We start from the raw sequence: 23,680 nt of genomic DNA, 5'->3' as shown, positions 1-23,680 counted from the left end.
TGGTTATTTAACAATTGATAATTTTGCTTGATAATTCAGCACTTAATTAGTAGTATTCATCAGCCAACCTCTCTTAATTTCTGAGAGTTTTGCAAATCCTGAAGTGCTTTATTTGCTATTTCAATTATGTAACTGCTTTCATCTGACAAAGCTTGTTTCCAAACTTCACGCAGCCGAGGACGATTTAGTACTAATAGCGAGTCAGCCGCAAAAATACGCACATAAACATCATCATCTTGGAGCAACAAAATAATCAATGCATCAATTGACCGCTCGTTATTATAGTGCTGTAATTGCTGTGCAACTATTTGTCTGGGCCTTCTTGATTTTTTTTCTTGGTATACCTCATCAATTAGACATTTTAGTATTTCTGGATCTCTATAATTTTCTAAAGCAGATAAAGCTTCACTCCGCACTTGCTCTACAGAATCAATTCTTGCTAACTCAATCAGATGTGGCACACTATCACTATTGACAATATCTCCTAAATTACAAGCTGCGGTGCTACGTACTTTTGGATCGGGATCAGACAGAAATGGGAGTATAATTTCCAGGGCATTATCAGGTTTAAGAGTTCCTATTTTATCTAGTGCTAACTCTCGAATATCAGGGTTTGAGTTTTGCAATTCTATTCTTATTGTCTGTAGTTCATCCATAAAAACACCTATTTCATCAGTTTGACTTTGCCAAAGCTATAAAATCTCCTGGTATTTGTCCTTCAATAAGAATCTCTCCATTTTTATCCATTGCTGCTTTGACATTGTTACCTTGCTTACTGATTTTTTTCTTAGGATTTTCTCGAATCATTTCTGCAACTTGTTCTGGAGTGTATATCCTGATTTTACCGTCAGATGCTAATTGCTGAAGCGCTGACCAAGCAACTTTGAGAATTTTATTCTTTTTGGTAAATCTTCTCGATCCACCACCTCCAGAAATTGTTATGGCGTTTGAAAAAGATACATATCTACTTGTTTGGCCTAATTCTTTATTAAGAACATGATCCAAAGGATTTTGAATATCTGCTATTGTAGCTTCTTCACTGTCTAGCTTTAATCCTACTGGATCGCCCATTTTGTAGTTATCATCAGCACGGAAAAGATAATTTTATTCCTTATTGAACCTTTGAAAATCCGATCCATCAAAGTCTGCAAAAAGCTGAGGCATAATTTTTCTAAAGTTTCTTTCTTCACTTGGAATCGGGGCATCAGGGTTAAAATCTTCAGGCCCAGCAATAGCTAGATGCCAATACCAAAAACCACGTGATTTCAGCAACAGTTCCAAATATCCCTCAAAATCTACACCTAGCGGCCTCATTTTTTCGCCTCGATAATAATAATAGACTTCTGGGTTATCTGAGCCATTTAAATAAAGTGCTGCACAAGCGTTACCAATGAAAAAATCTATGGGATGTAAAGGCTTACAAGGATCTTCTTCATCAAAATAAATAATATTTTCCCAATCCTTAAATACTTCTTGAATAGGCAATATATTAATGTATCCAGCAGCTAATCCACCCCCCGGAATTTCTTTTTCTCCTATTCTGTTCCACACGATATTAATACCATTTACCTGATTATAGAAATCAAGCATTGCTGGTGTAAGTTTAAATTTTATTTTAGTTTCATTTATTTCTACTTCTGTAGCTGGAGGATTAAACTCACATGTAACAATATTAATAGCTGGGTTATCTTTAAGAGCGTCTGCCATTAAATTGAATTCCTGTACAATCATTCTCTTGTTCATAAATTTTATTTTGTCTTAGAAGATTTTTTATATGGGTGGTATCGCTCACTGATATTTAATTTTCTAGAAATTCTAGCCAGTGATACAATATCTTTTTTAACCGTGGAATTATCCTTATTCTCATACCAATTTCCACTCTCGTATGTCTGTAATTCTTTTTTATATTTCTTTAAATTGCCTCTGATCTCTGAATTATCGTTTATACGTTTAATGGCTGCATTCCATATTCCTAGTTTTTTATCTCCTCTTTCATAGTTAAAATCATCAAATCTGTATTCAGGATTTGTTAATATATTAAACGTGATTTCGTTATGTGGATTCTCATCTTTCTGATTTCCAACAACAACCTCCATTGCTTGATTAAGTTCATTAAAATATTGATTCCCTACAACGTCAGTTAAGAGATTATTAATTTCTTCAACATCATTTTTGATTGTTGAATCCACTTCCATCGGAACGGCTCCACCACGTGCCGATAGTTCTACTTTGCTCTTATCAAAAGTAGAGTCTTGTGGTGTTGGATCTTTATCGCTGTATTTATTCTTATCAATTGGATTTGATGTATGACTTCTTACTTGCCCTGCTTGTGAATGTATGGTTACTTTCAAAGCGCCTTTAAAAGCTTTATTCCCATCAGTATCTAGTCTAGCTGCTTCACAAATAAGGTCAGCATTAACTTCTCCCTTGGTAATGTCAACCTTTTTTTCAATAACTTCAACTTTGTAATATACCCAAAAACCCTCATTGTTGACCCAATTCTTAACCACACTTTCTATTTGTGACTCATGTTTTTCATTGGCATCAGCAGTAATAGGATAAAGATTTTGGTATTGTCCCGAACCTCCGAGGTGATCGTTTAGAAGATGACCTCTTATAAATTTATCCTCATTTTTATTACTAGTATCAGTTGGTAAAAACCTCATAAGCTTATCGAGGGAACTATCAGGACCAGATCCTTGTGGGTGATTAGCTCCCAATTTTTTCGCCTCCATCTGTTTTCCAACCTTATATTTACCGTCTATTATGCCCTCTTTAAAAGTAACATCCTGCTTGAATTGGTTACTATGTGTTATGTCTCCTTCGTTCAGTAGTAAGTCAGAGCCAGAAAGATCAATTTTTGCTCTAGGATTGATTTCCATAATCACAGCAGCTGAGGGCGTACCCAACTTGTCCCACTCAAGCTTCTTGAGTCCAAATTCTTTCTTAATAGCAGGAAAATGTCGTTCGACTTCTTTTGTACTTTCAGATTTAGAAATAATTCCCTGTAATGTTTTCTCCGCCGATACTAAATCCTTCTTTTTGACCTCATCAGAGCGTTTATCTTGTGATGTATTCTCCTTACTGTTCTGCTCTTCCTTTCCTTTCTCCTTATCCTTGCCAAATCCAAGCTTATCCTTGACTTTATTCCCAAACTTGTCAAACTTATCCTTGACAGATTTTTTCTTGCCTTCAACCCAATTCTGAGCAGCTTCTTTTTTATCATTAACCCAATTCTGACCAGCTTCTTTCTTATCCTCAACCCACTGCTTACCAGCTTGATATTTCTCCTTCGCTGATTCTGTAACGGCTCCTATCTTCTTACCAAACTTGCTATTTTTAAACTTATTCTTGACACCCTCTTTCTTGCCTTCAACCCACTGTTCGGCAGTTGCTTTCTTATCATTAACCCAATTCTGACCAGCTTCCTTCTTATCCTCAACCCACTGCTTACCGGCTTGATATTTTTCCTTCGCCGAATCTTTCAGTTTTCCAGCCTTCTTACCCAACTTGCTATTCTTAACCTTGTTGCCAACAGCCTTAAACGCCTTCGATCCTTTATCAATTACCCAATCAACTGCTTTTTCCATCGGTTTCCGCAGTTTCTGGAAGATTGCCTGAATCTTGCCGGCAATTCCATCTAAGCCCAAAAGACTTGCTAGGAAACTGATGACAACTGGTAAAGATTTAGCAAGGGCATTTTCAACACCCTTGATTGCTTGATCGATCGCACCACTAGCGATCGCACCAATGGCATCCAGTATCGCATTAATTAAATCGGCAATCTGCTGGGCGCGTTCCATAAAGAATTTGACAATCTCATAAATCCCCTGAGCAGCTTTGATAAAGGCTGAAGCCGGAGTCAACAGGCTGAGAACCCACTCAATCCCGGCTGTAATCACCTTTTCAATGATAAAGTTCTTGATGGGTTCGATTACCAAGGCGTTGAGGTCGCCCATTTTTTCTTGGACAAACTCCCACATCCCAGCCACTCCCTTACTGGCTAGGACTTGAAATATCTCAACAGTTTGTTCCAATCGGCAGACCTTTTCTTCACCCAATCGTTTCACAGCTTGGGCGCGAATTGCTTCATAGGTGAAGCCCAAAAGCTGCATTGCTAGGCTAAAGATCCCTTTGAGGTCTAAGTTTTCTGGCATTTGAATACCAGTTTCTGCCATAGTACCAGTCAGCCAACCAATTAATCCTTGCTGGAGGTGCTTCCCGATATTATTCATGAAGTTCAGGAAGCCTTGCTTCACCGCCTGAATTAAATTAGTCAAGAAACCAATCGGGTTTTTGAGGATTTGCCCAACTACGCCAGCAACTCGCGCTAGCACTTCCAAGAGCATTTTGGTCAGTTCAATGATCGTCTTGATGACTCCCACAATGAAGTCGAAAGCTTTTTGAATAAAACCTTTATTTGCTGCCTTCATCTCTTCAATGCGGGCATCTACTGCATCCAGGTTTTCTTTATACTTCTGCGCCAGGGTGTCAATTAGCTCATTCTGCTTATCGTCAACACTCTGTTGCAATTCTTCAAATTTGCTGTCAATGTCTGCGGCGGCTTGTTGACCAACTCCTTTCAAGTCTTGCGGCAGTTGGTTAACATAATTCTGAATCTCCAACTTCCCACTGGCAATTTCTCCTTTGGCTTGGGTCAGTCCTTTACTGATAATGGCGACGACATTGTTAATTACACCATCCATCTGATTGATGTAAAGCTGACGACCATCTTCATAGAAGGCGTTCACCTCTGAAGGCATACCAAACAATTTGTCTTTGAGCCATTTTGCTGGTCCCCAAAAGCCACTGTAGCGATCGTCTTTATATTCGTCCATTCGCTTGCCAACGTAATCCTCGAAGGCTTTCTTGGCATCAGCAGCACCAGTATCAAAGGCTTGTATAACTTGTCCGTCTAGTTCACTGAGGGTTTTCTCAACTTTGCCTTTGGTACTGTCATAAATCTTATTAATATCACCTGCAACTTTTGCCCGTGCTTGCTCATCTTTGCTCTTGGCACCCACCTGCTGCTCCCCTACCTGACCAAGGTTTTGGGTACGGATACCATGCATTGCTTGCAGATGTTGCTGGGCTGTAGCTTCCGCCGTAGCTTGAGCGGTTGCGAGTATGCCTTGCTCTTGCTGGCGATATTGTGGCGGCGCTTCTTGAGCATTGGTTTGGGCGTCTTTCTTGGCTGTGAGTGCCCCTTGAAACTCCGGTTCATTGGAGTTGGCTAATTGATCGTCGGTAATATCCGCCTCATTCATCTGCTGGTCAAGTTTTTTACTGTCATCTTGCAGTGGTGCCTCAACTTCACCTTGTCCCTTAGATTTGGGTGCGGCTTGATCTGCCCCAATCGCTGCCGGCGGTGCCCCTGGGTCTTTTGATGGCAGTGGTGTTACTTGTTTGGCCTCAATGCCACTGGTATCAGGTTTTTCTTTAGTTTTCTCTTCTACCTGACTCTGAGAGCTTTTCTGCTCTTCTTTGACTTTGCCACTCAAATCGCCCTTAATAGAATCAAGTTTGTTGTTATTTTTAAAGTCGTCCGCCTCTTGCAAGTTTTTGGGAGCCATATCAGCGATGCGCTCCATCAATTTCGCTTTGAAGGCGGCAGCGTCAAATCCTGGTGTTGGGGCTTGTTGCATTTCACCAACTTGATTGGCTTGTGCTTTGCTGTCTACTTCATTCCCTGGGGGTTGGGCTGCTGCTTGGGCTTCTTGGGCTTTGCTATTGGCAGGTGCGTGTTTTTTTTGTTGTCCAGCAACCTCTTTTGCTGTGCCGACTACCGCTTGAAATGCTGGGTCATCGTTAGGGGAAGTTGGAGCTTTTCCACCAACTGCTGCATCAAGTAATTTTACTGCTGTCTTAGTTGTATTTGCTCCCGGTAATACTGCGATCGCTTTCCCCGCATTTCCTCCAGGTAATACTGGATCTGCTCCTGGTAATCCTGTTGAGTTTTTGGTTTGCTGTTGGGAATCGACTTTTTCTGTATTAGCTTTGGTATCTTTTGACTCCGGCTGTTTTGGTTGATTTCCCTCAATCTGTTTCTGAGTTGCTGATGGATTTCCAGAAGATTCTACTGCTGCATCAACCTTTTTTGTTGGGGGTGGATCTGTTGCCCCATTACCTTTATCATCTGGTGGTGTGGGAGTAGCTTGAGATTTTTGTGTCGTCGCCTGATTTTGTTGTTCGCCGTTTTCTATATCAGTTTTGGATTCTACGGCTTCTGAATTTTTTTGGTTATCTTCCTCAGCTGGTTTTTGGGAGTTCTCCCGCAGTTGGATGGGTAGCCGATTCCCCGCAGAGGTTGTCGGTATCAGTTTTGTCTGGAGTTTGTTTCCTTTTGGTGCTGCATGAAGGGATTTAGGCTGTACCGCACTGCCATTCTGTTGGACAACGTGCGTCAACTCATGGGCTAATAATTCCTTGCCTGCATTACTTTCCGGTGAGTATTCGCCCTGACGGAAGAATACATCCTGCCCTGTGGTGAAAGCACGAGCTTGTATAGATTGATTGAGACTGTTAGACTGAGCATCCGTATGAACCCGAACGCTGCCGAAATCAGCCCCAAATGCTTGCTCCATTGGTTGCTTAATATCATCTCCAAGGGGCTGCCCATTTCCACGAGCTTGTTGGATAGAACTTTCTAGCTCTGATGTTGCTGCTATCCCCCCTCTACCTTTACGCTGTACTATAGGAGTAATGGAATCTGCCAGGGATTTCATTTGTAATTGATCTTCTGACTCTGGCAATGCTTCTCGTTGGATAGAGTGGCGATTTCCCGGCTCGCTCATTCTCTGCATTACCTGCCCTGCGACTCTATCAGCTGACTGCTCGTAAATGTCTCCTGGCTGGTTAACTGTGAGTTTGGTTTGTGGACGCCGCAGTGACATTCGACTAATGTCGTGGGTGAGAGGTTTGTTTAAGGGTTGCATCCCATTAACTGCTTGAGGCGAAGCAGTAAGGGATTTCATTTGTAATTCTTCCTCTTCCTCTGGCAATGCTTCTCGTTGCAGGGAAATATTGGAATCTGCCAGGGATTTCATTTGTAATTCTTCCTCTTCCTCTGGCAATGCCTCCCGTTGCAGGAATTGTTGATTTACAGGTTCGCTCATCCTCTGCACCACCTGCCCTGGTACTCTATCAGCTGACTGCTCGTAAACATCTCCTGGCTGGTTAACTGTGAGTTTGGTTTGTGAACGAAGTGATATTCGACTAATGTCGTGGCCTAGAGGTTTGTTGAGGGGTTGCACCAGTGAAACTGTTTGGGACGAAGTACCAGGAGAATCTAAACCAAAACCGCGTCTAGGTTGTTTGAATGCAGGTATTGAGAAGGAACCTGTGGAAGCTTTTTTGGGCTGAGTTACGCGTTCTGTCATTTACTTCTCCTGATGCCCGATCAGTCGGTGAATGAGTATTTGCTGGTTAATATATCTAGGGTACTGCGATCGCACTCATAACACAATTCACCCAAAGTCTATTGCCAAACAAAGGTAACTGTCGTCGGTTATATTGATTCCGCACCTGTTAACGCACCTTACGAGAGCGATTTTTCTTCACACAGTTTGGTTTTCTTGCGCCGACTTACTTACAATATTAGCGATCGCACTGAACAAAAAGTTGGTTTGATTGTAGCATTGCACTAAAAATTAGTTTGAGAGCGAATTTCTTGGAGAATATCTGAAATTTCTGCTTCTGATTGAATATGTTTTGCCAGAACTTGAGCAGTAGCCTCTAGCACGCGGTTAGAAAATAACTTAGCTACATCTTGGCGTAAACCTTGCCCAATATAAAATTTAAGTAATGCATCCCTTGACATATCTCGACTGTCGGCTATTTTTCTGAGCGATTCTAAAGTATCTTTGGGGATTTCCAAAGATACTGTTTCATGTGGACGTGGGTGCAGTTGTAATATAAATTCCTCTTCAGGATTGTTCATAAAGTTTTTTCTCTGTACGAGTTGCAGGACGAGCAGAAATAATGCGGGTTCGTAATCCACGTTCTATATAGACTACAAGCAACAGGCGTTGTTCAAGGCAATACCCAATAATAAAAGTGCGTTGTTCGCGGCTAGAAGTATTGATAGGGAATGCAATGCCAGTTTGGTAGAAGGGGTCAAAGAAAACCTCTGTAGCTTCTTCAAAGGTAACACCATGTTTTTCGATGTTGCTTCGGGCTTTATTGCTATCCCACTCAAATTCAACACCTTGTAGGCGGTAAACAATATCTATGCGTTTATTTTATCGTCAGAGCGATCGCCTTGTTCACAAAAACACGACAGGCGATCGCACCATGATAAACGTAGGGTGTGTTAGCGATCGCGTAACACACCGAATATTAGCAACAATACGGTGCGTTACTTGCCTACGGCACGCTACGCGAACGTTAACGCACCCTACAAGATCGGCGATCACGCTGCGGCGGGCTGCGCCTACGCACTAAAATGTTAAGTAAATCAGAAAAAGTTAACAATGGCAGCTAAAGATAAATTTCATGCTGTGGTTAGAATTGCTTTAGAAAAGGAGCAGTGGAAGATAACCGATGATCCTCTGCGACTAGAAGTTGGCGGAACTAAGTTTGAAATAGATTTAGGTGCAGAGCAACTGTTAGCAGCAGAGCGGGGTGAAGAAAAAATTGCAGTTGAGATTAAAACGTTCCTGAGTGATTCACCACTAATAGATTATCATGCTGCGTTAGGACAGTTTTTGAATTATCGGCTTGCCTTAGAAATCAGCGATCCAAACCGCATTCTCTATTTGGCAGTGCCTATAGGTGTTTATGGAGCTTTTTTCAAGCGGGAATTTGCCCAAATATCTGTAGAGAGATATCAGATTAAACAAATTATTTATGACCCAATTCAAGAGGTAATTTTACAATGGATACCCTAGAGTCTAATCGCCATATCATTCAGTCGTTGTTGACGACTTATGCTGCTATCCCAATAGCCAATGGTCAGATTGATTGTTACACTGTTTTTGATACAGAGCAAGACCATTACATGGTTATGAATGTGGGATGGGATGGTCATCGGCGAGTCTATGGTTGTGTTTTACATTTGGATATTAAACAGGGAAAAATTTCGATTGAGCAGAATATGACGGAAATGAGAGTGGCTCAAGAACTTGTAGAGCGAGGGGTGACAAAAGATGATATCGTTCTCGGATTTCAATCTCCTGAAATGCAGGAATATACGGGCTATGGAGTTTTTTAACGACAACATCGCGATCGCACTTCGCACTTCACACTCTACAAGATTGGCGATCGCACCATGATAAACGTAGGGTGTGTTAGCGATCGCGTAACACACCGAATATTACCAACAATACGGTGCGTTACACTTCGTTAACGCACCCTACAAGATCGGCGATGGCGTAGCCCAGAGCAGGCATCGCACTAGGATAGTTTCCCTATTTCCCGTAGGGTGCGTATGCGGGGAGAGTACGACACCACACCCAATGTATAACGCACTACGTATCCCAAATGGTATTAGGCATTTCTGTAATTTCATTCATTCCCCAATTTGGCGTGGTGCGTTACATTTCATTAACGCACCCTACAAGATCAGCGATCGCACTTAGTTATATTGTATCGCTGAATCAATATGTCTCGTAGGGTGCATTAGGCGTTCGTGTTTGGATATTTGACAACAGATGTGGTGGTTTACGCCGTAACGCACCTGATGATTGGTTCGGTGCGTTACTTCATTAACGCACCCTACAAGATCCGCGATCGCACTACAATAGGAGGCGATCGCACTTTATCCCATCCTCCCTTCCCCGTGTGCGTGGGTTATACGAATTAAGTAGATTCCATTTTCGAGGCGGCAATTGTAAATTATTTGTCCATATAATCTGTTGTTGTTTTCAAATCCATTGCCCAGTAGCATAAATTGCTGATCACCTACTTGGATCTCCTGGTATCTGTTTTGCATAATTGTTTGAAGCTGTTGGGACGTATAATTATGGGCTGTCGCTCTTGGACCAAACGTGAATTGTGCTTGATGAGCGTCTTCCTCTGTGACACGATGTATAGTCGGTTTGACTTCCTTACTAATTTCCATCGTTGGCGACGATGAGGCATCTGTAACCTGCGATCGCTGCACCGCCCCGCCATTTTGCTGCACAACATGGGTCAACTCATGCGCCAATAACTCCTGTCCCCCCCGACTCCCAGGATTATATTCCCCCTGCCGAAAAAACACATCCTGTCCCGTTGTAAAAGCACGCGCCTGAATTGACCGATTTAACTGGTCAGATTGACCATCTGTGTGAACCTTAACCCCACTGAAATCTGCACCAAACGCCACCTCCATCGGTTCGCGGATGTTGTCTGCGATCGTCTGTCCACCACCCCGCGCTTGGTTAATGGAGGTTTCCATATCTGGTGTAGCATCCATCCCAGTCTTAGACTGACGCTGCACCAGAGATTTCATTTGCAATTCTTCCTCTTCCTCTGGCAATGCTTCTCGTTGCAATGTGCTAATGTCCAGAGGCTTCATCTGTAATTCTTCCTCTTCCTCTGGCAATGCCTCCCGTTGCAATGTGCTACTGTCCAGAGATTTCATTTGTAATTCTTCCTCTTCCTCTGGCAATGCTTCTCGTTGCAATGTGCTAATGTCCAGAGGTTTCATTTGTAATTCTTCTTCTTCCTCTGGCAATGCTTCCCGTTGGATAGACTGGCGATTTACAGGTTGCGCCATTCTTTGCATTACCTGCTGTGCGACGCTATCGGCTTCTTGTTCGTAAATGTCTCCAGGCTGGCTAATTGAGAGTTTTGCTTGGGTATGCAGTGGTATGCGACTGATATCGTGAGTAACTGGTTTATGGAGTGGTTGTATTTCAGGAACCGCTTGGCGTGAAATTGCCGATGACCCCGAACCAAAGCCGTGTATTGGGTGTTTCAGGGATGGAATTGAGAAGCCTGTAGTAGTTTTTTTCTCTCGGCTGACGTGTTCTCTCATTTTCTTCTCCAGATGCCAAGCAGTAGCTAGATGAATATTTTGCTGTTACTTACATCTAGGTTACTGCGATCGCACTCATAACACAATTCCTCAAAAGTCTAAAATTTTCGTGAGACCCCTGACAATAATACAAAGTAAGCTGAGAAATGGCGCGTTACACGCACCTTTTCGCACTCTACAAAATCAGGCGATGCCTGCGGCGGGCTGCGCCTACGCACTTTATCAATCATCTTACATGCGCGATTCGCAAGACTTCTAAGACAGTTGCTACAAGATCAGCGATGGCTACGCCCGCCGCAGGCATCACACTTTGCGGATCTCTTACAGATCGCACTACGCATTCTAAATCATTAACAAAGTTGCCAGTTCTGGATATTGACGGAAAAACCCATCAATGCTGGCTAATCTGGCTTGATATTCAATGGCTGTGGCGATAATAATTCTGTCAAAAGGATCTCGATGAATGGGTGATAAATTAACAGCACAAGACGCAATCGCCGGAGTCAAGGGTAAAAGCGATATTCCTGAAGGTGATAAGGCTTCTTGAAACCATTGCTCTAAAGGACAAGGTAATAATAAACGTCCTCTTTGTTGGGCTAAAGCTACTTCATAACAGGATACTGGCGAAATTCCCACCTGATTGGCTGTTTCTATTATTTCTAACCATGAAGTTGGAAATTGATCTAATTCTCGATTAATATACCAAATCCAGATATGAGTATCTAGGATAATTATTTCAGACATTCCCAATCTTGGTCATTAACAAGGGGATTTACCAAGTCTCCTAATGTTTTTCCCTTACCAGCAATCAAGGGTGAAGGTTGACGGCGTTTTTGGGTTGGGGGTGGGATCTCTTCTAGAATTGAGATCATAATTCGAGCAGACTTAAGAGGGGGTTTTTCGGTTAACCACGTTATTTGACCATTTTCATAGAGGGCTTCGTATTGCATGGGTTGAGTGATTGATCAATCTTTGCAATATTATAACGGTGATTTGTTAGGTTTCGTTCCTCAAACCAAGCGACAAGAACGCTATGGCTACTCCCGCCGCAGGCATCGCACTCATAACACAATTACTCCAAAGTCTAAATCCAGGCAAAAACTAAGTTCGACTTTTGGCTACTTTTGATTCTGATGCACTACCTTTAGCCTGGATTTAGGGAGAGTTTTTTTATTTATGGACTCAAATCAGCAAAAAACTTTTTTCACTTTTGATGGAGATGTTGGCGGGACTGCTGGCTACGCTGGGGTTTCGGCGATGTCTGACGCTAACAAGACGGCTAAAACGGCAAGTAAATACCTCAACAACTCAATGCTGATGAACCAGCTTACAGAACGCGTGTATAAACTTTTGCTTGAAGATTTGCGATCGCAGCGAGAAAGGACAGGTAATTATAGTTCTCAGAGGTGGTTGTAATGAGTGAAAATGGCAACATTACTCACGAATTAAATTATGTCACTACTAATCGTTTCTACGTAGAGATAGACAGTTCTATTGCTGCATCTTTCGCGGAATGTTCAGGATTAAGTGTTCAAATTAAGAAAAATGTTTTTCAGGAAGGTGGTGTCAACGATCAGCAAAGAATTTATTTAGGCCATACAGAATTTGCAGACGTAACTCTTAAACGTGGAGTTACCGATCATCCTGGTTTTTGGAACTGGATCAATGCAGTTTTTGATGAACAAAAGAAAACATCTCGACGCAATGTAAATATTTTGATTTTCAATCAAGCTGGCGAAACCATGATGAGTTGGACTTTGATTGGTGCTATTCCTATAACCTGGAAAACACCTGCACTCCAAGCAGATGGAAAGGCCGTTGCCATTGAAGAATTAACTTTAGCTTATGAAGGTTTACAAGTTGCAAGAGCTACAGGAGGAGGCATTTCTGTACAACGAAATCAAAAAACAGGGTATTTTGTTTCTAGCTAATTGGTGATTATTCAACTATAATTATGCAAATTATTCAACCTTTATTAGGAAACAATATTCATCCCTTGGGAATTAGATCATCTTTATCTAATTCTCACAATATGGTATTGAGAAAAGAATCTAAATTTCTGAATTCACCTTTTATCCCAAATAAAATACCATTAGCCACATCCTCAAAATTTTTCTTGTCTCGTAAATATGAAGCATCAATTCAACCCTTAATAGGTTGGGATACTCAGGATATAAATATAAACAGTGAGTTTCCATTATTTGAGTTTGATTCTTTTGAAGTTCCAGGAGAAAATAGTAATATTAATAAATCAGTAAAAGACAGTACTCCAGAGATAATGCCAACTCCCATTGAGAACAATAGGAGTAACGATACATCATCAGAACTAAATATTAAAGGTAAATCTAAATCAAAAAAAACAAATAAATCTCAACAGCCAACAGAAAAAAAGTCAAAGCCGAAATCTAAGACTAAAAAAGCAGTCAAATCATCAGCAGTTAAGAATGTTGATAAATTTGTTGATGAAAGCAATGTTAATATTAATTTAAATGGAGATAGCTTATTAGCATCAGATGAGCCTATGTCTGTTGAAGCTAGTTTAGAAAATCCCGATTTACAACTTGATATTGCTTCAGATAATCCTCTAATTACTGATGATTCTATTAGTATTAGAACACCTAGGATGACAACATCAACGTTGCCTATTGTTGAAGATGAATCGACTTTGTTCAGGAATATTGCTAACGATGAACTAGCAGAACCTGAATTACCATCTAGTTTGCCTAGTGTAGAGTCGTCTGGAAGAGAAAGTATTTCGCAATTAAAAGAAGAAAATAAATTAGATGAAAACACAAGTGAATTGCCAGAAACCTCACTTGTAGAATTTACTGAGCCTAATAATGAGGAAATATTTACCCAGTCAATTATTCCCAATAATGAACAACAATTAGTTGCTGAAATATTAGAATCATTTAATATATCAGATATCCCAGTCAGCCCAACACCATCAAAACAGAATATCGAAACTTCTCTTGCTCCTTCCATAGTTGATAATCAAACTACTGCTTCGCCAACAAATTTCATCCAAGCTAAAGAGGCATCGCCAAGCTTTAACTCTCCATCGCCGACAGAAAAGTTATCACAGACAAATAGTAGTTTTGAGGCAATTAAAAATGTTGATGCAAACTTAATATTAGAAAGCACCACAAATAATTTCGTCACAGATAATGCTGTCGCTGATAATTCTCTAGAAAATGCAGGTTTTCCCTCAGTATTTACCTTACCCGATGTTGATGAAGCACCTACAATATTCCATCCTTTAGCAGATGATGAAAATACCGTAGAGGCGGACGTTACTGTACGTAATTCTGAGTCTTCAGTTGCAAAAAGCGCTATTACAATACAACAAGAAATTGCCTCCAGTGTCACGAGTGAGCCTCCAGCCATTGCGCCTGTTCAGTTAACACCTACCTCAGTTGATGTTACCGCCACATCATCTGAGATTGATGAAGCGCCAGTTCCTACCACATCACCTGAGATTGATGAATTACCAATAGTTAGAGCGATATCACCTGAAATTGATGAATTACCATTTCCCACGACATCGCCTGAGATTGATGAATTACCAGTAGTTAGAGCGATATCACCTGAGATTGATGAATTACCAGTAGTTAGAGCCACATCATCTGAGATTATTGAAGAACCACTTCCCACGACATCACCTGAGATTGATGAATTACCAGTAGTTAGAGCCACGTCACCTGAGATTATTGAAGAACCACTTCCCACGACATCACCTGAGATTGATGAATTACCAGTAGTTAGAGCCACGTCACCTGAGATTATTGAAGAACCACTTCCCAGCACATCGCCTGAGATTGATGAATTACCAATAATTAGAGCCACGTCACCTGAGATTGATGAATTACCAGTAGTTAGAGCCACATCATCTGAGATTGTTGAAGCGCCAGTTCCCACTACATCACCTGAGATTGATGAATTACCAATAGTTAGGGCGATATCACCTGAGATTGATGAATTACCAATAGTTAGAGCGATATCATCTGAGATTATTGAAGAACCACTTCCTACCACATCATCTGAGATTGATGAATTACCAATAGTTAGAGCCACATCATCTGAGATTGATGAATTACCAGTAGTTAGAGCCACATCATCTGAGATTATTGAAGAACCACTTCCCACCACATCACCTGAGATTGATGAATTACCAATAGTTAGAGCGATATCACCTGAGATTGATGAATTACCAGTAGTTAGAGCCACATCATCTGAGATTATTGAAGAACCACTTCCTACCACATCGCCTGAGATTAATGAAGCCCCACTTCCCAGCCCATCACCTGAGATTGGTGAAACTGCAAGTATTTTCAGGAAAATTATTGACAATGAACCAACAGTAGCATCAGAATTTTCCACCGCGCTAACAAATCCTGAAATGTCAACCTTTGTTGATACTTCAGAAAATCCAACTTCCCCACAAAATGAGGTAAGCACACCGCCTGAAGTTGAGCAAAATGCGATCGCAGAAAATTTGCCAGCACTTAAAGGTTATGCTACTGGTGGTCAAGTAACAGACTCCCGCGTTGAAAATAGCCAGCAGATAGCACCCTCGGATACAGTACCAGCAATGCTTACGCCTGGAGAGTTTGTGATTAATACTAGGGATGCACAGAAGCATTTACCTCTATTACATCACATCAACACTGGTGGTATACCCCAGGATATTATCCTTCCAAGTTTACAGACACCCAATCCCACAGAACCAGAAGAAACAACTTCTCCAGAAACTCCGACTAAAGTCGATTCTTTTCCAGACACTTCATTGCAGCTAAAAAGCGCTGAGACTGGCTCACCTCAGATATCTATATCTAATTCTTTAATTCCTTCTTCCTTGGGGTTGAATATTAGTAGACAAAAGCTTTCGATACTCAATTCTCCACAGCTTAATCCTCTTCAAAATGAAACGATTGGTGTGGATGAACCCTCACCTCAATACTCATCGCCTCCGATGATTTTCCGAAAAGCAAATCCCACCACTAATACATCTTCACAATGGTCAAATACACCTTCCCAATGGTCAAGTGTGGAAGATTTACTAAATGGAAATAATGATGAATTCACTAACTTTAACTTTAGTGGTGGGGAATCTAACAGCCAAAATTCTGAGTTTTATCACGCTTCCGAATCGCCACAATTTTTTGCTAAACACCTTCCTTCATTTAGAGGCTTTGCTGATGGAGGAGAAGTTACCCCACCGGATATATCTAGAGCAATACAACCGATAACTGAGACAATAGAAAATACTTCTTTATCTTCTCAAGGAAATGACAAAGATGATCCGGCTGACCTGGAAGCTCTAGCTCGTGAAATTTATCATAGATTACGACAACGGATAGAAATTGAGCGAGAACGTCATGGCGGTCACTCAGGTCGATTACCTTGGTAAACTTCCATTAAATAATTAATTTTTAGGAGAAATACTCAAATGGCAACTCCAGCAATTATTGTTATCGAAAAGCGTCAACCACAACTTGAAAAAGCCAAACTTGTAGCTTATAACGGTGAAGCGCCAGATATTGAATTAATGTTTAATCCTACAGATATTAGTTTCGCTCGAACTGTTAATTGGAAAAGTCAGGAAGGTAATAGAGGAACGACTCTACTTCCTAAGGTCAATTTTTCTGGTGTTGAGCCTTACAAGTTTACACTTAAACAGTTACTATATGATACTTATGAAACTAAAGAATCGGTGATAAAAAAGTATATAGACAACATTAAAAAAGGTGTAGAAACTATCAATACAACAACTGATAAACGTCCACCAGTTTATATATTTACATGGGGAAGTGAGTATTTTTTTTGTGTAATTACGAGTTTAACTTATACTTTAAATATGTTTATGAGTGATGGTACACCAGTCAGGGCACTGGTAGATATAGCCTTGCAAGAAGTAGATAAAAATAACCTTCCTGGAGGAAGTGAATCTGCATCTACAGGCGATGCTCGTCAGGAAGATAAAAGGCTGTAAAAAAAACTTAAATTTTTAGTGAGCTATTCATCCCTGCAAGGAAGGATTATTAGGACTAAAGTCCTGACTACAAACTTTAATTTAAATTCCTAGATTAGTAACTTATGACTAAAAAAAGCCTTTATTTAAGCGAACCTAAAATCCAGATAGAAGGAAAACCGGCTTCTCCTGAATTAATCAAAGATTTGTTGCAAATCACAATCGAAGAAAGCCTTCATTTGCCAGCAATGTTTACGCTAGTAATACATAATAGCTATATTCCCACATCTGCTCGATCAGAAAACCAGCCTTGGCGACATGAGCCGTTGTTTAAGATTGGTAAAAAAGTTAAGTTGGGTTTTACTTCCAGTACTACTCTAGATAATAATTTTCAAGATGAGGTAGGAGATTTCCTGATTGAAGGCGAAATTACAGCGATGGAAGTTCACTTTAATGAAAAATCGGAAGCTGATATCATTGTTCGCGGTTATGATATTTCCCATCGTCTTCACAGAGGTCGTTATAATCGCTCTTTTTTGAATGAAACTGATAGCGATATAGTTAAAAAAATAGTTCAAGAAGTAGGCATACGAACTGGTGATATCGACTCAACAGGCGAAGTTAATAAGTATGTCTTCCAAGAAAACCAAACTAATATGGAGTTTTTGCGGGAAAGGGCAGCCCGTAATGGTTTTGAACTATTTATTACAGAGGATAAAATCAATTTTTGCAAACCCAAAATTCAGAAATCTCTAGCATTAGAATGGCTAGATGATATTAGTAAATTTAGTAGCCGTGTCACCAGTGCTGAACAGGTGAGTTCTGTAGAAGTACGTGCTTGGGACTATACCCAGAAAAGATTGATTAGCCAAACAGCTAATCAAGAGAAGCAAGTAACCGAGACAGGTAATCGACTAGGAAGTAGTAGCAGTACTGCATTTTCTAATCTTAAGTCTCCCAAAATGATTGTTGTAGATAAACCTGTTGCCAGTGAAAATCAAGCAAAGGCGATGGCTCAGGCTTTGTGCGATGAATTGGGAGGAGAATTTGTTTATGCAGATGCCAAAGCAGTAGGGAATCCTGAGATTCGTCCAGGAAAAGTTGTGACTCTTAAGGGTATGGGCGATCGCTATAATGGTAAGTATTATGTTACAGAAACACGCCATTTCTTCAGTGGGCGTGTTTATGAAACTGATTTCAGCGTCCGGGGACTACGTTCTGGTAACTTATTCACAACTCTATCTCCAGAAAAGCGCCTACAGCCATCTGAGACTTTATTAGTGGGAATTGTGACTAATAACAAAGACCCTGAGAAAATGGGCAGAGTGAAGGTCAAGTTTCCCACAATGACAGAAGATCATGAAAGTGATTGGGCGAGAGTTGTCGCTTTGGGAGCAGGGTCAAACAGAGGTTTTGACTGTTTACCAGAGGTAAACGATGAAGTTTTGGTAGGTTTTGAGCATGGCGATATCCACCGTCCCTACATCATTGGCGGGGTATGGAACGGTAAAGATGCACCACCGGAAAGCGTGGAGGACTCAGTTACAAGTGGTGTCAGATTACGCACCATTAAGACTCGTGTTGGTCATACTCTCCAGTTTGTCGAAGAGGATAAAGGAAGTAGTAAAACAGGTATTCGCGTAGAAACTACAGGCGGCCACAAAATATATCTTAATGATAGCGATCGCTGTATAGAAATTGAAACCACAGGCGGTCATAAAATCAAAATGGACGATATGGGTCAATCTGTTTCAGTCAAATCAACAGGTAATATGTCATTAGATGCTGCCGGCAATATAGATATTACAGCCAACGGCGTGATTACAGTTAAAGGTGCAATGATTCGCCTTAATTAGGCTTTTTTCAAGTTTGGTAATTAAAAACACTATCGGAGGTTGTCATGGGTAAAGCAGCAGCAAGAATTACCGACAATGTAGCGCATCCCTTACCCCCAGTTTTAACAGGAGGCCCGGGTAGTCCCAATGTGTTGATTGGGTCTTTACCTGCGTGGCGAGGTGTGCTTGCAGCCGCAGTACCAGCTTTGCAGTCAGCCAAACAAGTTTCTGATATAGCTATCCAAGCAGCTGAGGCTGCTACCCTAGCGGCGGCGGGTACACCAGGGGCACCTGCTGCCTTAGCCGCCGAACAAACTACAAAGGCCACATCAGCAGCTACTATGGGTAGTGCGATCGCTGCTGCTGCTCTCGGTGCTGATATTCATAATTGCGCCACACCTTTACCCATACCTCCCCACGGCCCTGGGGTTGTGATTGACGGTAGTCAGACTGTGCTGATTAACAACCTACCTGCTTCTCGGATGGGCGACACCATTTTAGAAGCATTGGGACCACCGAATAAAATTATCAAAGGTGATTTTACCGTTTTGATTGGCGGCTGATTGGAGAGGCGGGAGGCAGAGCAAATACTTGTCCGCGAGTATCAAAGACTCATTCACTAAGCCTTATGAATAAGAATTAAATAACATACAATTTATGTCCCTGGCTTACCTCACCCTCAATCCCTCTCCTTATAAAGCAATACACTTCAGTTAAGCATTTCTTTCTTTCTTCTCTTTGCGTCCTTGGCGTCCTTGGCGGTTCGTTAAAAAAATTGACTTTGACAAAAAGTTTTAGCCTTAAGTGAACCGTATTGCCTTATAAAGGAGAGTGAGGCTAGGTATTTTTTCTCTCCCCCTGCACCCCGCCCCCCGCCTTTTCAACCTCGACCTTTGGCGAATAGGCTTAAACCCTCTGTGCCGATATCTTTGAAGATATCCATGTAAAAACTGTCTAAGTGCCAGATATGGTTTATGGTCGTGAACGAGCCTATTTGGGAAAAGGTTGGGCTTATCCACTGCATTTAAGTGTGCAAGGTGGGATACAACTTAGCCATGAAGATCAAAAAGTTAAAGAATCTATTTGGATTATCCTCCGCACAGGAGTAGGTGAGCGGGTTTATCGACCTACCTTTGGTTCACGCTTGTCGGAACTGGCGTTTGCACCTTTGAATAGCGATACCCTACTGCGAATCCGTCTTTATGTCTTGGAAGCTTTAGAAGTTTGGGAACCACGCATTACAATCGATGAAATTATTACTGATGCTGACCCTGTGCGTGGCAGAGTAGACATCATCATCAATTATCGACTCAAAGATAGTCCCAATATTTATAGTTTTGTTTATCCTTATTATTTGGTTTCAGCTGGGGAGGAATCGTGAACTTTGATTTTTTACCGAAATTACCTTCTTCCAACTTAGACGATCGCGCCTTCGATGATTTAGTGGAAGAATGTATTATGCGTATTCCTCGCTACTGTCCAGAATGGACAGACCACAACCTCAGCGACCCAGGAATTACGCTAATTGAGTTATTTGCTTGGTTAACTGACCAGATGTTGCTCAGATTTAACCAAGTACCTCGAAAAAATTATGTCGCTTTCCTAGAATTACTGGGTATTCGTCTCCAGCCTCCCGCCCCAGCCCGGACGGAATTAACTTTTTATTTAAGCGCCGCACTACCTGAAGCCTATACGATTCCAGCCGGATTAGAAGCCTCAACTATCCGCACTGAAACTACAGAAGCGATTACCTTTAGTACAGATTCTCCGCTAATTATCGGCAAACCCCGCATCCAACACTTATTAACTGCCCAAACTACCGAAGATATTCCCCAATCTCTGCGCGAAAGAGTCACAACTTCATGGACTCGTCAATCTAACGGTTACTGGACAGGTAATGAACAACCGATATTTGAAGAGGAACCCCAGCCCGGTAACTGCTTTTATTTAGCAATTAATTCTGATGATCCTTTAGATGGTAATGTTTTAGAAATTATTTTCCAAGGGGCTACGGCTACCCCTGCTGGGATTAACCCCAATCAACCGCCGCGGAAGTGGGAAGCCTGGGATGGAGAAAATTGGCAACGAGTTTTATTACAAGAGTCAGATGATAAGACTCGTGGCTTCAGTTTTTATGAAATCGCCCAACAGGGTGGAAACCCATCTCAAGGTGCAGAGGTACGTTTGCATCTGCCTCAAGTTTGGCCTGTGGCTAACTTTACCTCATACCGGGGTCGCTGGTTGCGCTGTAGTTTTATTTCTACACAAGCCAATGAATCTGGTTACAATCGTCCGCCACGAATTATTGGTTTAGCAGTGCGTTCAATTGGCGGTACTGTTAGGGCTAGTCATAGTACCCTGATTCAAGATGAGCGATTGGGAATTAGTGATGGTACACCCGGTCAGAGTTTCCAATTACAAACTTCCCCAATTTTAGAACGCCGAGAAAATGAGTATATTTTAGTTACTCCCAGTGGTGGATTGCCTCAAAAGTGGATTGAGGTGAGAGATTTTGCTGATTCTGGGCCGCATAACTTTCATTACACCATCGATTCCATCACTGGTACGATCCAATTTGGGCCGCTGATTCGGGAACCTAGCCAACTTAAACAGCATACCCAAATGCGATCGCGAATTCAGCAACCATCATTAGATGACACATCTGTACAATTTAATACCCTAGAAAATAACCAGTCTGAACACCAGTATGGGGCAATTCCTCCCCGTGGTTCCGAGATAAAAATGGTTGCTTATCGTACAGGCGGTGGTAGACAAGGGAATGTTCAAACTGGGGCAATCCAGTTTTTGAAGTCTGCATATCCATACATTGCGAGTGTGATCAATCGGGTATCAGCAATCAATGGTGCCGATGCCGAATCGCTGGAACAGGCTGTGATGAAGGCTCCCCGCATCCTCCGCACGCGCGATCGCGCCGTCACTGCTGAAGATTTTGAAGTTTTAGCTCAACAGGCTGGTGCTGGTGCGATCGCTCGCGTCCGATGTTTACCAGCAAATTCTCGTAGACAAGCTGGTATAGTTAGTTTAGTGGTAGTACCCTTCGCAAACACAGATGCCATCGCTCAAGGCGATGGCATGGCACCAGAACAATTTGCCCTCAGTAATGCACTGCAAGAGCAAATATTGAGTTATTTAGATGAAAGACGCTTATTAGGAGTACAAGTAGACTTACAAGAACCGAATTATGTCGGTGTATCTGTGCAGACAGAAGTTGCTTTAGAGCCAGCATACAACAACCCTTTTGCCAGAGAAGAAATCCGCCGGAATTTAAGGGTATTACTGTATAAATACTTGAATCCCTTAACTGGAGGAATCGAGGGCAAAGGTTGGCCATTTGGGCGACCCGTTTATACATCCGATATTGTAGCCTTACTGCAACAAACCCCAGGCGTGCGTCATTTAGGCCCCGTCCTGCTATTTCCCATCCGCAAGCAAGGAGAAAATTGGCGACGACAACCATCACCAGAACAATTGATTGACCCAGGATCGGAAGGTTTAATATGTTCTTGGGCTGATACAAATCTGCGTTCAAGTCACGACATCCAGATCATTAATCGCTGATTAGTCATTAGGGACTTCCAAATAAAAAATATCCCAAAACCGACACAAAACCCTCTCTATTTATCCTCTCTCTGTGTTCTCTGCGTCTCCGTGGTTCGTTTATTTGGATAATTTATTTCTTGGAAATCCCTTAGTTATTCTCCCCCCAGTCCCCAATCCCCAATCCTCAATCCTATGGTTCAAAGTCGCTCTAGTCCGGCTGTAAGCATTCAATTAACGCCAATGCAAATTCCCGAAGCTTTACCTGTGGCAGGTTTAGCATTTGCAAACGCGGGTATGGATGTAGCAGGACGTACTTTACTCTTGCATCCTGGACACCCAAGCGAGATGATTGTGCAAGTGCAAAACTTAGAACAACATCCTTTGCGGGTAAGCTTAAGCGTTGAAGGAAACTTCCCGCCCCAGTGGTGTCAGATTGGCACAGAAGGCAGTGAGATACCGCCTCGCGGACAAATGGATGCTGTTCTCTACTTCTCAATTCCCGACACATTTTTTGAAGACCAAGAAGAAATTTCCCCTGAAAAGAAAGATAGATTAACGCTCAATTTTCGTAGCTTAGTTACTCTACATATAGACACAGGCACAGACAACGAGCAAATCCACAGAAGCGAGTATTTCGATTTATATATCCGTCCCTACACTGCCTATATGCAATTCTTGCCAATTTTATATCGGGAAGTAGACTTTATTGGTCGCTTCATGAAGATATTTGAGCAAGCATTTCAACCAATAGTTGATAGTTATAACGTCATGTGGGCAAACCTCGATCCCTTGACAGCACCCCAAGCACTACTACCCTTTATGGCTCATTGGGTTGCTTGGCAAGTAGATTCCGTTTGGGATCTCCAGCAACAACGGCGTTTAATTCGTCGAGCCGTAGAACTTTATCGCTGGCGGGGAACTCGTAAAGGATTGCGTCTCTACTTACATCTTTATACTGGTTTACCGCTAGATGAGGATTTAACTAATGAAGCTGATAAACATATTAGTATCACAGAGCCTTTTGGCCCAAGTTTCATTATCGGAGACGCACAAATTGGAAATGCCGTTTTAGCAGGTGGACAACCATATCATTTTATCGTGCGTTTGCGTTCAAACATTTCTAGTGGCATCATCAACGAACAACTTATCCAAAGAATCATCGAACAAGAAAAACCTGCTTTTTGCACTTATGAATTATCTATCGAGAATCCCACTAATTAAATAATTCGTAATTAAGTAAAATTAAATTGTAGGGTGTGTTATCGCTTTAGCGTAACGCACCATCAATAATTAAAGGTGCGTTAGCCTTTGGCATAACACACCCTACATCTAATCCAAAATCTAAAATTCCAA

21 protein-coding genes are annotated in these 23,680 nt (G+C 41.6%); 12 read left to right on the top strand and 9 right to left on the bottom strand.

Translation table 11 applies throughout. The annotated features are described in order from the left end of the window. Positions 1–59: 59 nt before the first annotated feature. The 6 genes from V7K97_RS20350 to V7K97_RS20325 all read right to left on the bottom strand — a co-directional run bounded on the left by V7K97_RS20350 (position 60) and on the right by V7K97_RS20325 (position 8,165). On the bottom strand, positions 60–656 hold the full coding sequence (locus V7K97_RS20350; protein WP_334802815.1) for a HEAT repeat domain-containing protein: 597 nt from the start codon (positions 654–656) through the stop codon (positions 60–62). Between the two features lie 16 nt (positions 657–672). Continuing rightward, positions 673–1,071, bottom strand: coding sequence for a hypothetical protein (locus V7K97_RS20345; protein WP_334802814.1), 399 nt, complete (start codon positions 1,069–1,071; stop codon positions 673–675). A 33-nt stretch (positions 1,072–1,104) separates the two neighbouring features. Next, a complete protein-coding gene (locus V7K97_RS20340) occupies positions 1,105–1,707 on the bottom strand; it encodes an SMI1/KNR4 family protein (protein WP_334802813.1) in 603 nt (200 codons plus the stop codon). 41 nt (positions 1,708–1,748) lie between these two features. Further along, on the bottom strand, positions 1,749–7,379 hold the full coding sequence (locus tag V7K97_RS20335) for an eCIS core domain-containing protein (RefSeq protein WP_334802812.1): 5,631 nt from the start codon (positions 7,377–7,379) through the stop codon (positions 1,749–1,751). Between the two features lie 263 nt (positions 7,380–7,642). Further along, a complete protein-coding gene (locus V7K97_RS20330; RefSeq protein WP_334802811.1) occupies positions 7,643–7,939 on the bottom strand; it encodes a hypothetical protein in 297 nt (98 codons plus the stop codon). After that, on the bottom strand, positions 7,926–8,165 hold the full coding sequence (locus V7K97_RS20325) for a BrnT family toxin (RefSeq protein WP_334802979.1): 240 nt from the start codon (positions 8,163–8,165) through the stop codon (positions 7,926–7,928). Before V7K97_RS20325 ends, V7K97_RS20330 begins: the two co-directional genes overlap by 14 nt. A gap of 306 nt (positions 8,166–8,471) precedes the next feature. Here V7K97_RS20325 and V7K97_RS20320 point away from each other — a divergent pair, with 306 nt between their 5' ends. Further along, positions 8,472–8,888, top strand: coding sequence for a XisH family protein (locus V7K97_RS20320; RefSeq protein ID WP_334802810.1), 417 nt, complete (start codon positions 8,472–8,474; stop codon positions 8,886–8,888). Then, positions 8,876–9,211, top strand: coding sequence for a XisI protein (locus tag V7K97_RS20315; protein WP_334802809.1), 336 nt, complete (start codon positions 8,876–8,878; stop codon positions 9,209–9,211). Before V7K97_RS20320 ends, V7K97_RS20315 begins: the two co-directional genes overlap by 13 nt. A 546-nt stretch (positions 9,212–9,757) precedes the next feature. On the opposite strand, the gene V7K97_RS20310 is transcribed toward V7K97_RS20315, so the two are convergent. The 3 genes from V7K97_RS20310 to V7K97_RS20300 form a co-directional block, all read right to left on the bottom strand. After that, complete coding sequence (locus tag V7K97_RS20310; protein WP_334802808.1) at positions 9,758–10,960, bottom strand: eCIS core domain-containing protein; 1,203 nt, start codon at positions 10,958–10,960, stop codon at positions 9,758–9,760. A gap of 342 nt (positions 10,961–11,302) precedes the next feature. Further along, entirely contained in the window at positions 11,303–11,704 is a 402-nt protein-coding gene (locus V7K97_RS20305; RefSeq protein ID WP_334802807.1) for a type II toxin-antitoxin system VapC family toxin, read from the bottom strand. Continuing rightward, positions 11,692–11,910, bottom strand: a complete 219-nt coding sequence (locus V7K97_RS20300; RefSeq protein ID WP_334802806.1) for a hypothetical protein — start codon at positions 11,908–11,910, stop codon at positions 11,692–11,694. Before V7K97_RS20300 ends, V7K97_RS20305 begins: the two co-directional genes overlap by 13 nt. Before the next feature lie 7 nt (positions 11,911–11,917). Between V7K97_RS20300 and V7K97_RS20295 the strand changes: the two genes are divergently transcribed. From V7K97_RS20295 to V7K97_RS20250, 10 genes are all read left to right on the top strand, one after another. Beyond that, positions 11,918–12,088: a hypothetical protein gene (locus tag V7K97_RS20295; protein ID WP_334802804.1), complete on the top strand. Its 171-nt coding sequence runs from the start codon at positions 11,918–11,920 to the stop codon at positions 12,086–12,088. A gap of 48 nt (positions 12,089–12,136) precedes the next feature. Continuing rightward, positions 12,137–12,376, top strand: coding sequence for a hypothetical protein (locus tag V7K97_RS20290; RefSeq protein WP_334802803.1), 240 nt, complete (start codon positions 12,137–12,139; stop codon positions 12,374–12,376). After that, positions 12,376–12,891, top strand: coding sequence for a phage tail protein (locus tag V7K97_RS20285; RefSeq protein ID WP_334802802.1), 516 nt, complete (start codon positions 12,376–12,378; stop codon positions 12,889–12,891). Before V7K97_RS20290 ends, V7K97_RS20285 begins: the two co-directional genes overlap by 1 nt. Positions 12,892–12,914: 23 nt before the next feature. After that, positions 12,915–16,370 carry a hypothetical protein gene (locus tag V7K97_RS20280; RefSeq protein WP_334802801.1) on the top strand — a complete coding sequence of 1,152 codons (3,456 nt, stop codon included), beginning with the start codon at positions 12,915–12,917 and terminating at the stop codon, positions 16,368–16,370. A gap of 39 nt (positions 16,371–16,409) precedes the next feature. Continuing rightward, on the top strand, positions 16,410–16,952 hold the full coding sequence (locus tag V7K97_RS20275; protein ID WP_334802800.1) for a CIS tube protein: 543 nt from the start codon (positions 16,410–16,412) through the stop codon (positions 16,950–16,952). Positions 16,953–17,056: 104 nt separating this feature from the next. Beyond that, entirely contained in the window at positions 17,057–18,787 is a 1,731-nt protein-coding gene (locus tag V7K97_RS20270) for a VgrG-related protein (RefSeq protein ID WP_334802799.1), read from the top strand. 44 nt (positions 18,788–18,831) lie between these two features. Further along, complete coding sequence (locus V7K97_RS20265; RefSeq protein WP_334802798.1) at positions 18,832–19,329, top strand: PAAR domain-containing protein; 498 nt, start codon at positions 18,832–18,834, stop codon at positions 19,327–19,329. A gap of 404 nt (positions 19,330–19,733) precedes the next feature. Further along, positions 19,734–20,147, top strand: a complete 414-nt coding sequence (locus tag V7K97_RS20260; RefSeq protein ID WP_334802797.1) for a GPW/gp25 family protein — start codon at positions 19,734–19,736, stop codon at positions 20,145–20,147. Continuing rightward, positions 20,144–22,345 (top strand): putative baseplate assembly protein, encoded by a 2,202-nt coding sequence (locus V7K97_RS20255; protein ID WP_334802796.1) that lies wholly within the window; start codon positions 20,144–20,146, stop codon positions 22,343–22,345. The genes V7K97_RS20260 and V7K97_RS20255 overlap by 4 nt, the downstream gene beginning before the upstream one ends. A 174-nt stretch (positions 22,346–22,519) precedes the next feature. After that, a complete protein-coding gene (locus tag V7K97_RS20250; RefSeq protein ID WP_334802795.1) occupies positions 22,520–23,548 on the top strand; it encodes a phage tail protein in 1,029 nt (342 codons plus the stop codon). Positions 23,549–23,680: the final 132 nt, after the last annotated feature.

The sequence above is a fragment of the Nostoc sp. genome (assembly GCF_036917815.1).
Lineage (GTDB): Bacteria > Cyanobacteriota > Cyanobacteriia > Cyanobacteriales > Nostocaceae > Nostoc.
This window is presented reverse-complemented; position numbering and strand designations above follow the sequence as displayed.

What these genes read in the sequence shown, in the direction of transcription:
- V7K97_RS20350 (WP_334802815.1), bottom strand. Translation starts at nt 656, where the DNA reads ATGGATGAACTACAGACAATAAGAATAGAATTGCAAAACTCAAACCCT.
- V7K97_RS20345 (WP_334802814.1), bottom strand. Translation starts at nt 1,071, where the DNA reads ATGGGCGATCCAGTAGGATTAAAGCTAGACAGTGAAGAAGCTACAATA.
- V7K97_RS20340 (WP_334802813.1), bottom strand. Translation starts at nt 1,707, where the DNA reads ATGGCAGACGCTCTTAAAGATAACCCAGCTATTAATATTGTTACATGT.
- V7K97_RS20335 (WP_334802812.1), bottom strand. Translation starts at nt 7,379, where the DNA reads ATGACAGAACGCGTAACTCAGCCCAAAAAAGCTTCCACAGGTTCCTTC.
- V7K97_RS20330 (WP_334802811.1), bottom strand. Translation starts at nt 7,939, where the DNA reads ATGAACAATCCTGAAGAGGAATTTATATTACAACTGCACCCACGTCCA.
- V7K97_RS20320 (WP_334802810.1), top strand. Translation starts at nt 8,472, where the DNA reads ATGGCAGCTAAAGATAAATTTCATGCTGTGGTTAGAATTGCTTTAGAA.
- V7K97_RS20315 (WP_334802809.1), top strand. Translation starts at nt 8,876, where the DNA reads ATGGATACCCTAGAGTCTAATCGCCATATCATTCAGTCGTTGTTGACG.
- V7K97_RS20310 (WP_334802808.1), bottom strand. Translation starts at nt 10,960, where the DNA reads ATGAGAGAACACGTCAGCCGAGAGAAAAAAACTACTACAGGCTTCTCA.
- V7K97_RS20305 (WP_334802807.1), bottom strand. Translation starts at nt 11,704, where the DNA reads ATGTCTGAAATAATTATCCTAGATACTCATATCTGGATTTGGTATATT.
- V7K97_RS20300 (WP_334802806.1), bottom strand. Translation starts at nt 11,910, where the DNA reads ATGCAATACGAAGCCCTCTATGAAAATGGTCAAATAACGTGGTTAACC.
- V7K97_RS20290 (WP_334802803.1), top strand. Translation starts at nt 12,137, where the DNA reads ATGGACTCAAATCAGCAAAAAACTTTTTTCACTTTTGATGGAGATGTT.
- V7K97_RS20285 (WP_334802802.1), top strand. Translation starts at nt 12,376, where the DNA reads ATGAGTGAAAATGGCAACATTACTCACGAATTAAATTATGTCACTACT.
- V7K97_RS20280 (WP_334802801.1), top strand. Translation starts at nt 12,915, where the DNA reads ATGCAAATTATTCAACCTTTATTAGGAAACAATATTCATCCCTTGGGA.
- V7K97_RS20275 (WP_334802800.1), top strand. Translation starts at nt 16,410, where the DNA reads ATGGCAACTCCAGCAATTATTGTTATCGAAAAGCGTCAACCACAACTT.
- V7K97_RS20270 (WP_334802799.1), top strand. Translation starts at nt 17,057, where the DNA reads ATGACTAAAAAAAGCCTTTATTTAAGCGAACCTAAAATCCAGATAGAA.
- V7K97_RS20265 (WP_334802798.1), top strand. Translation starts at nt 18,832, where the DNA reads ATGGGTAAAGCAGCAGCAAGAATTACCGACAATGTAGCGCATCCCTTA.
- V7K97_RS20260 (WP_334802797.1), top strand. Translation starts at nt 19,734, where the DNA reads ATGGTTTATGGTCGTGAACGAGCCTATTTGGGAAAAGGTTGGGCTTAT.
- V7K97_RS20250 (WP_334802795.1), top strand. Translation starts at nt 22,520, where the DNA reads ATGGTTCAAAGTCGCTCTAGTCCGGCTGTAAGCATTCAATTAACGCCA.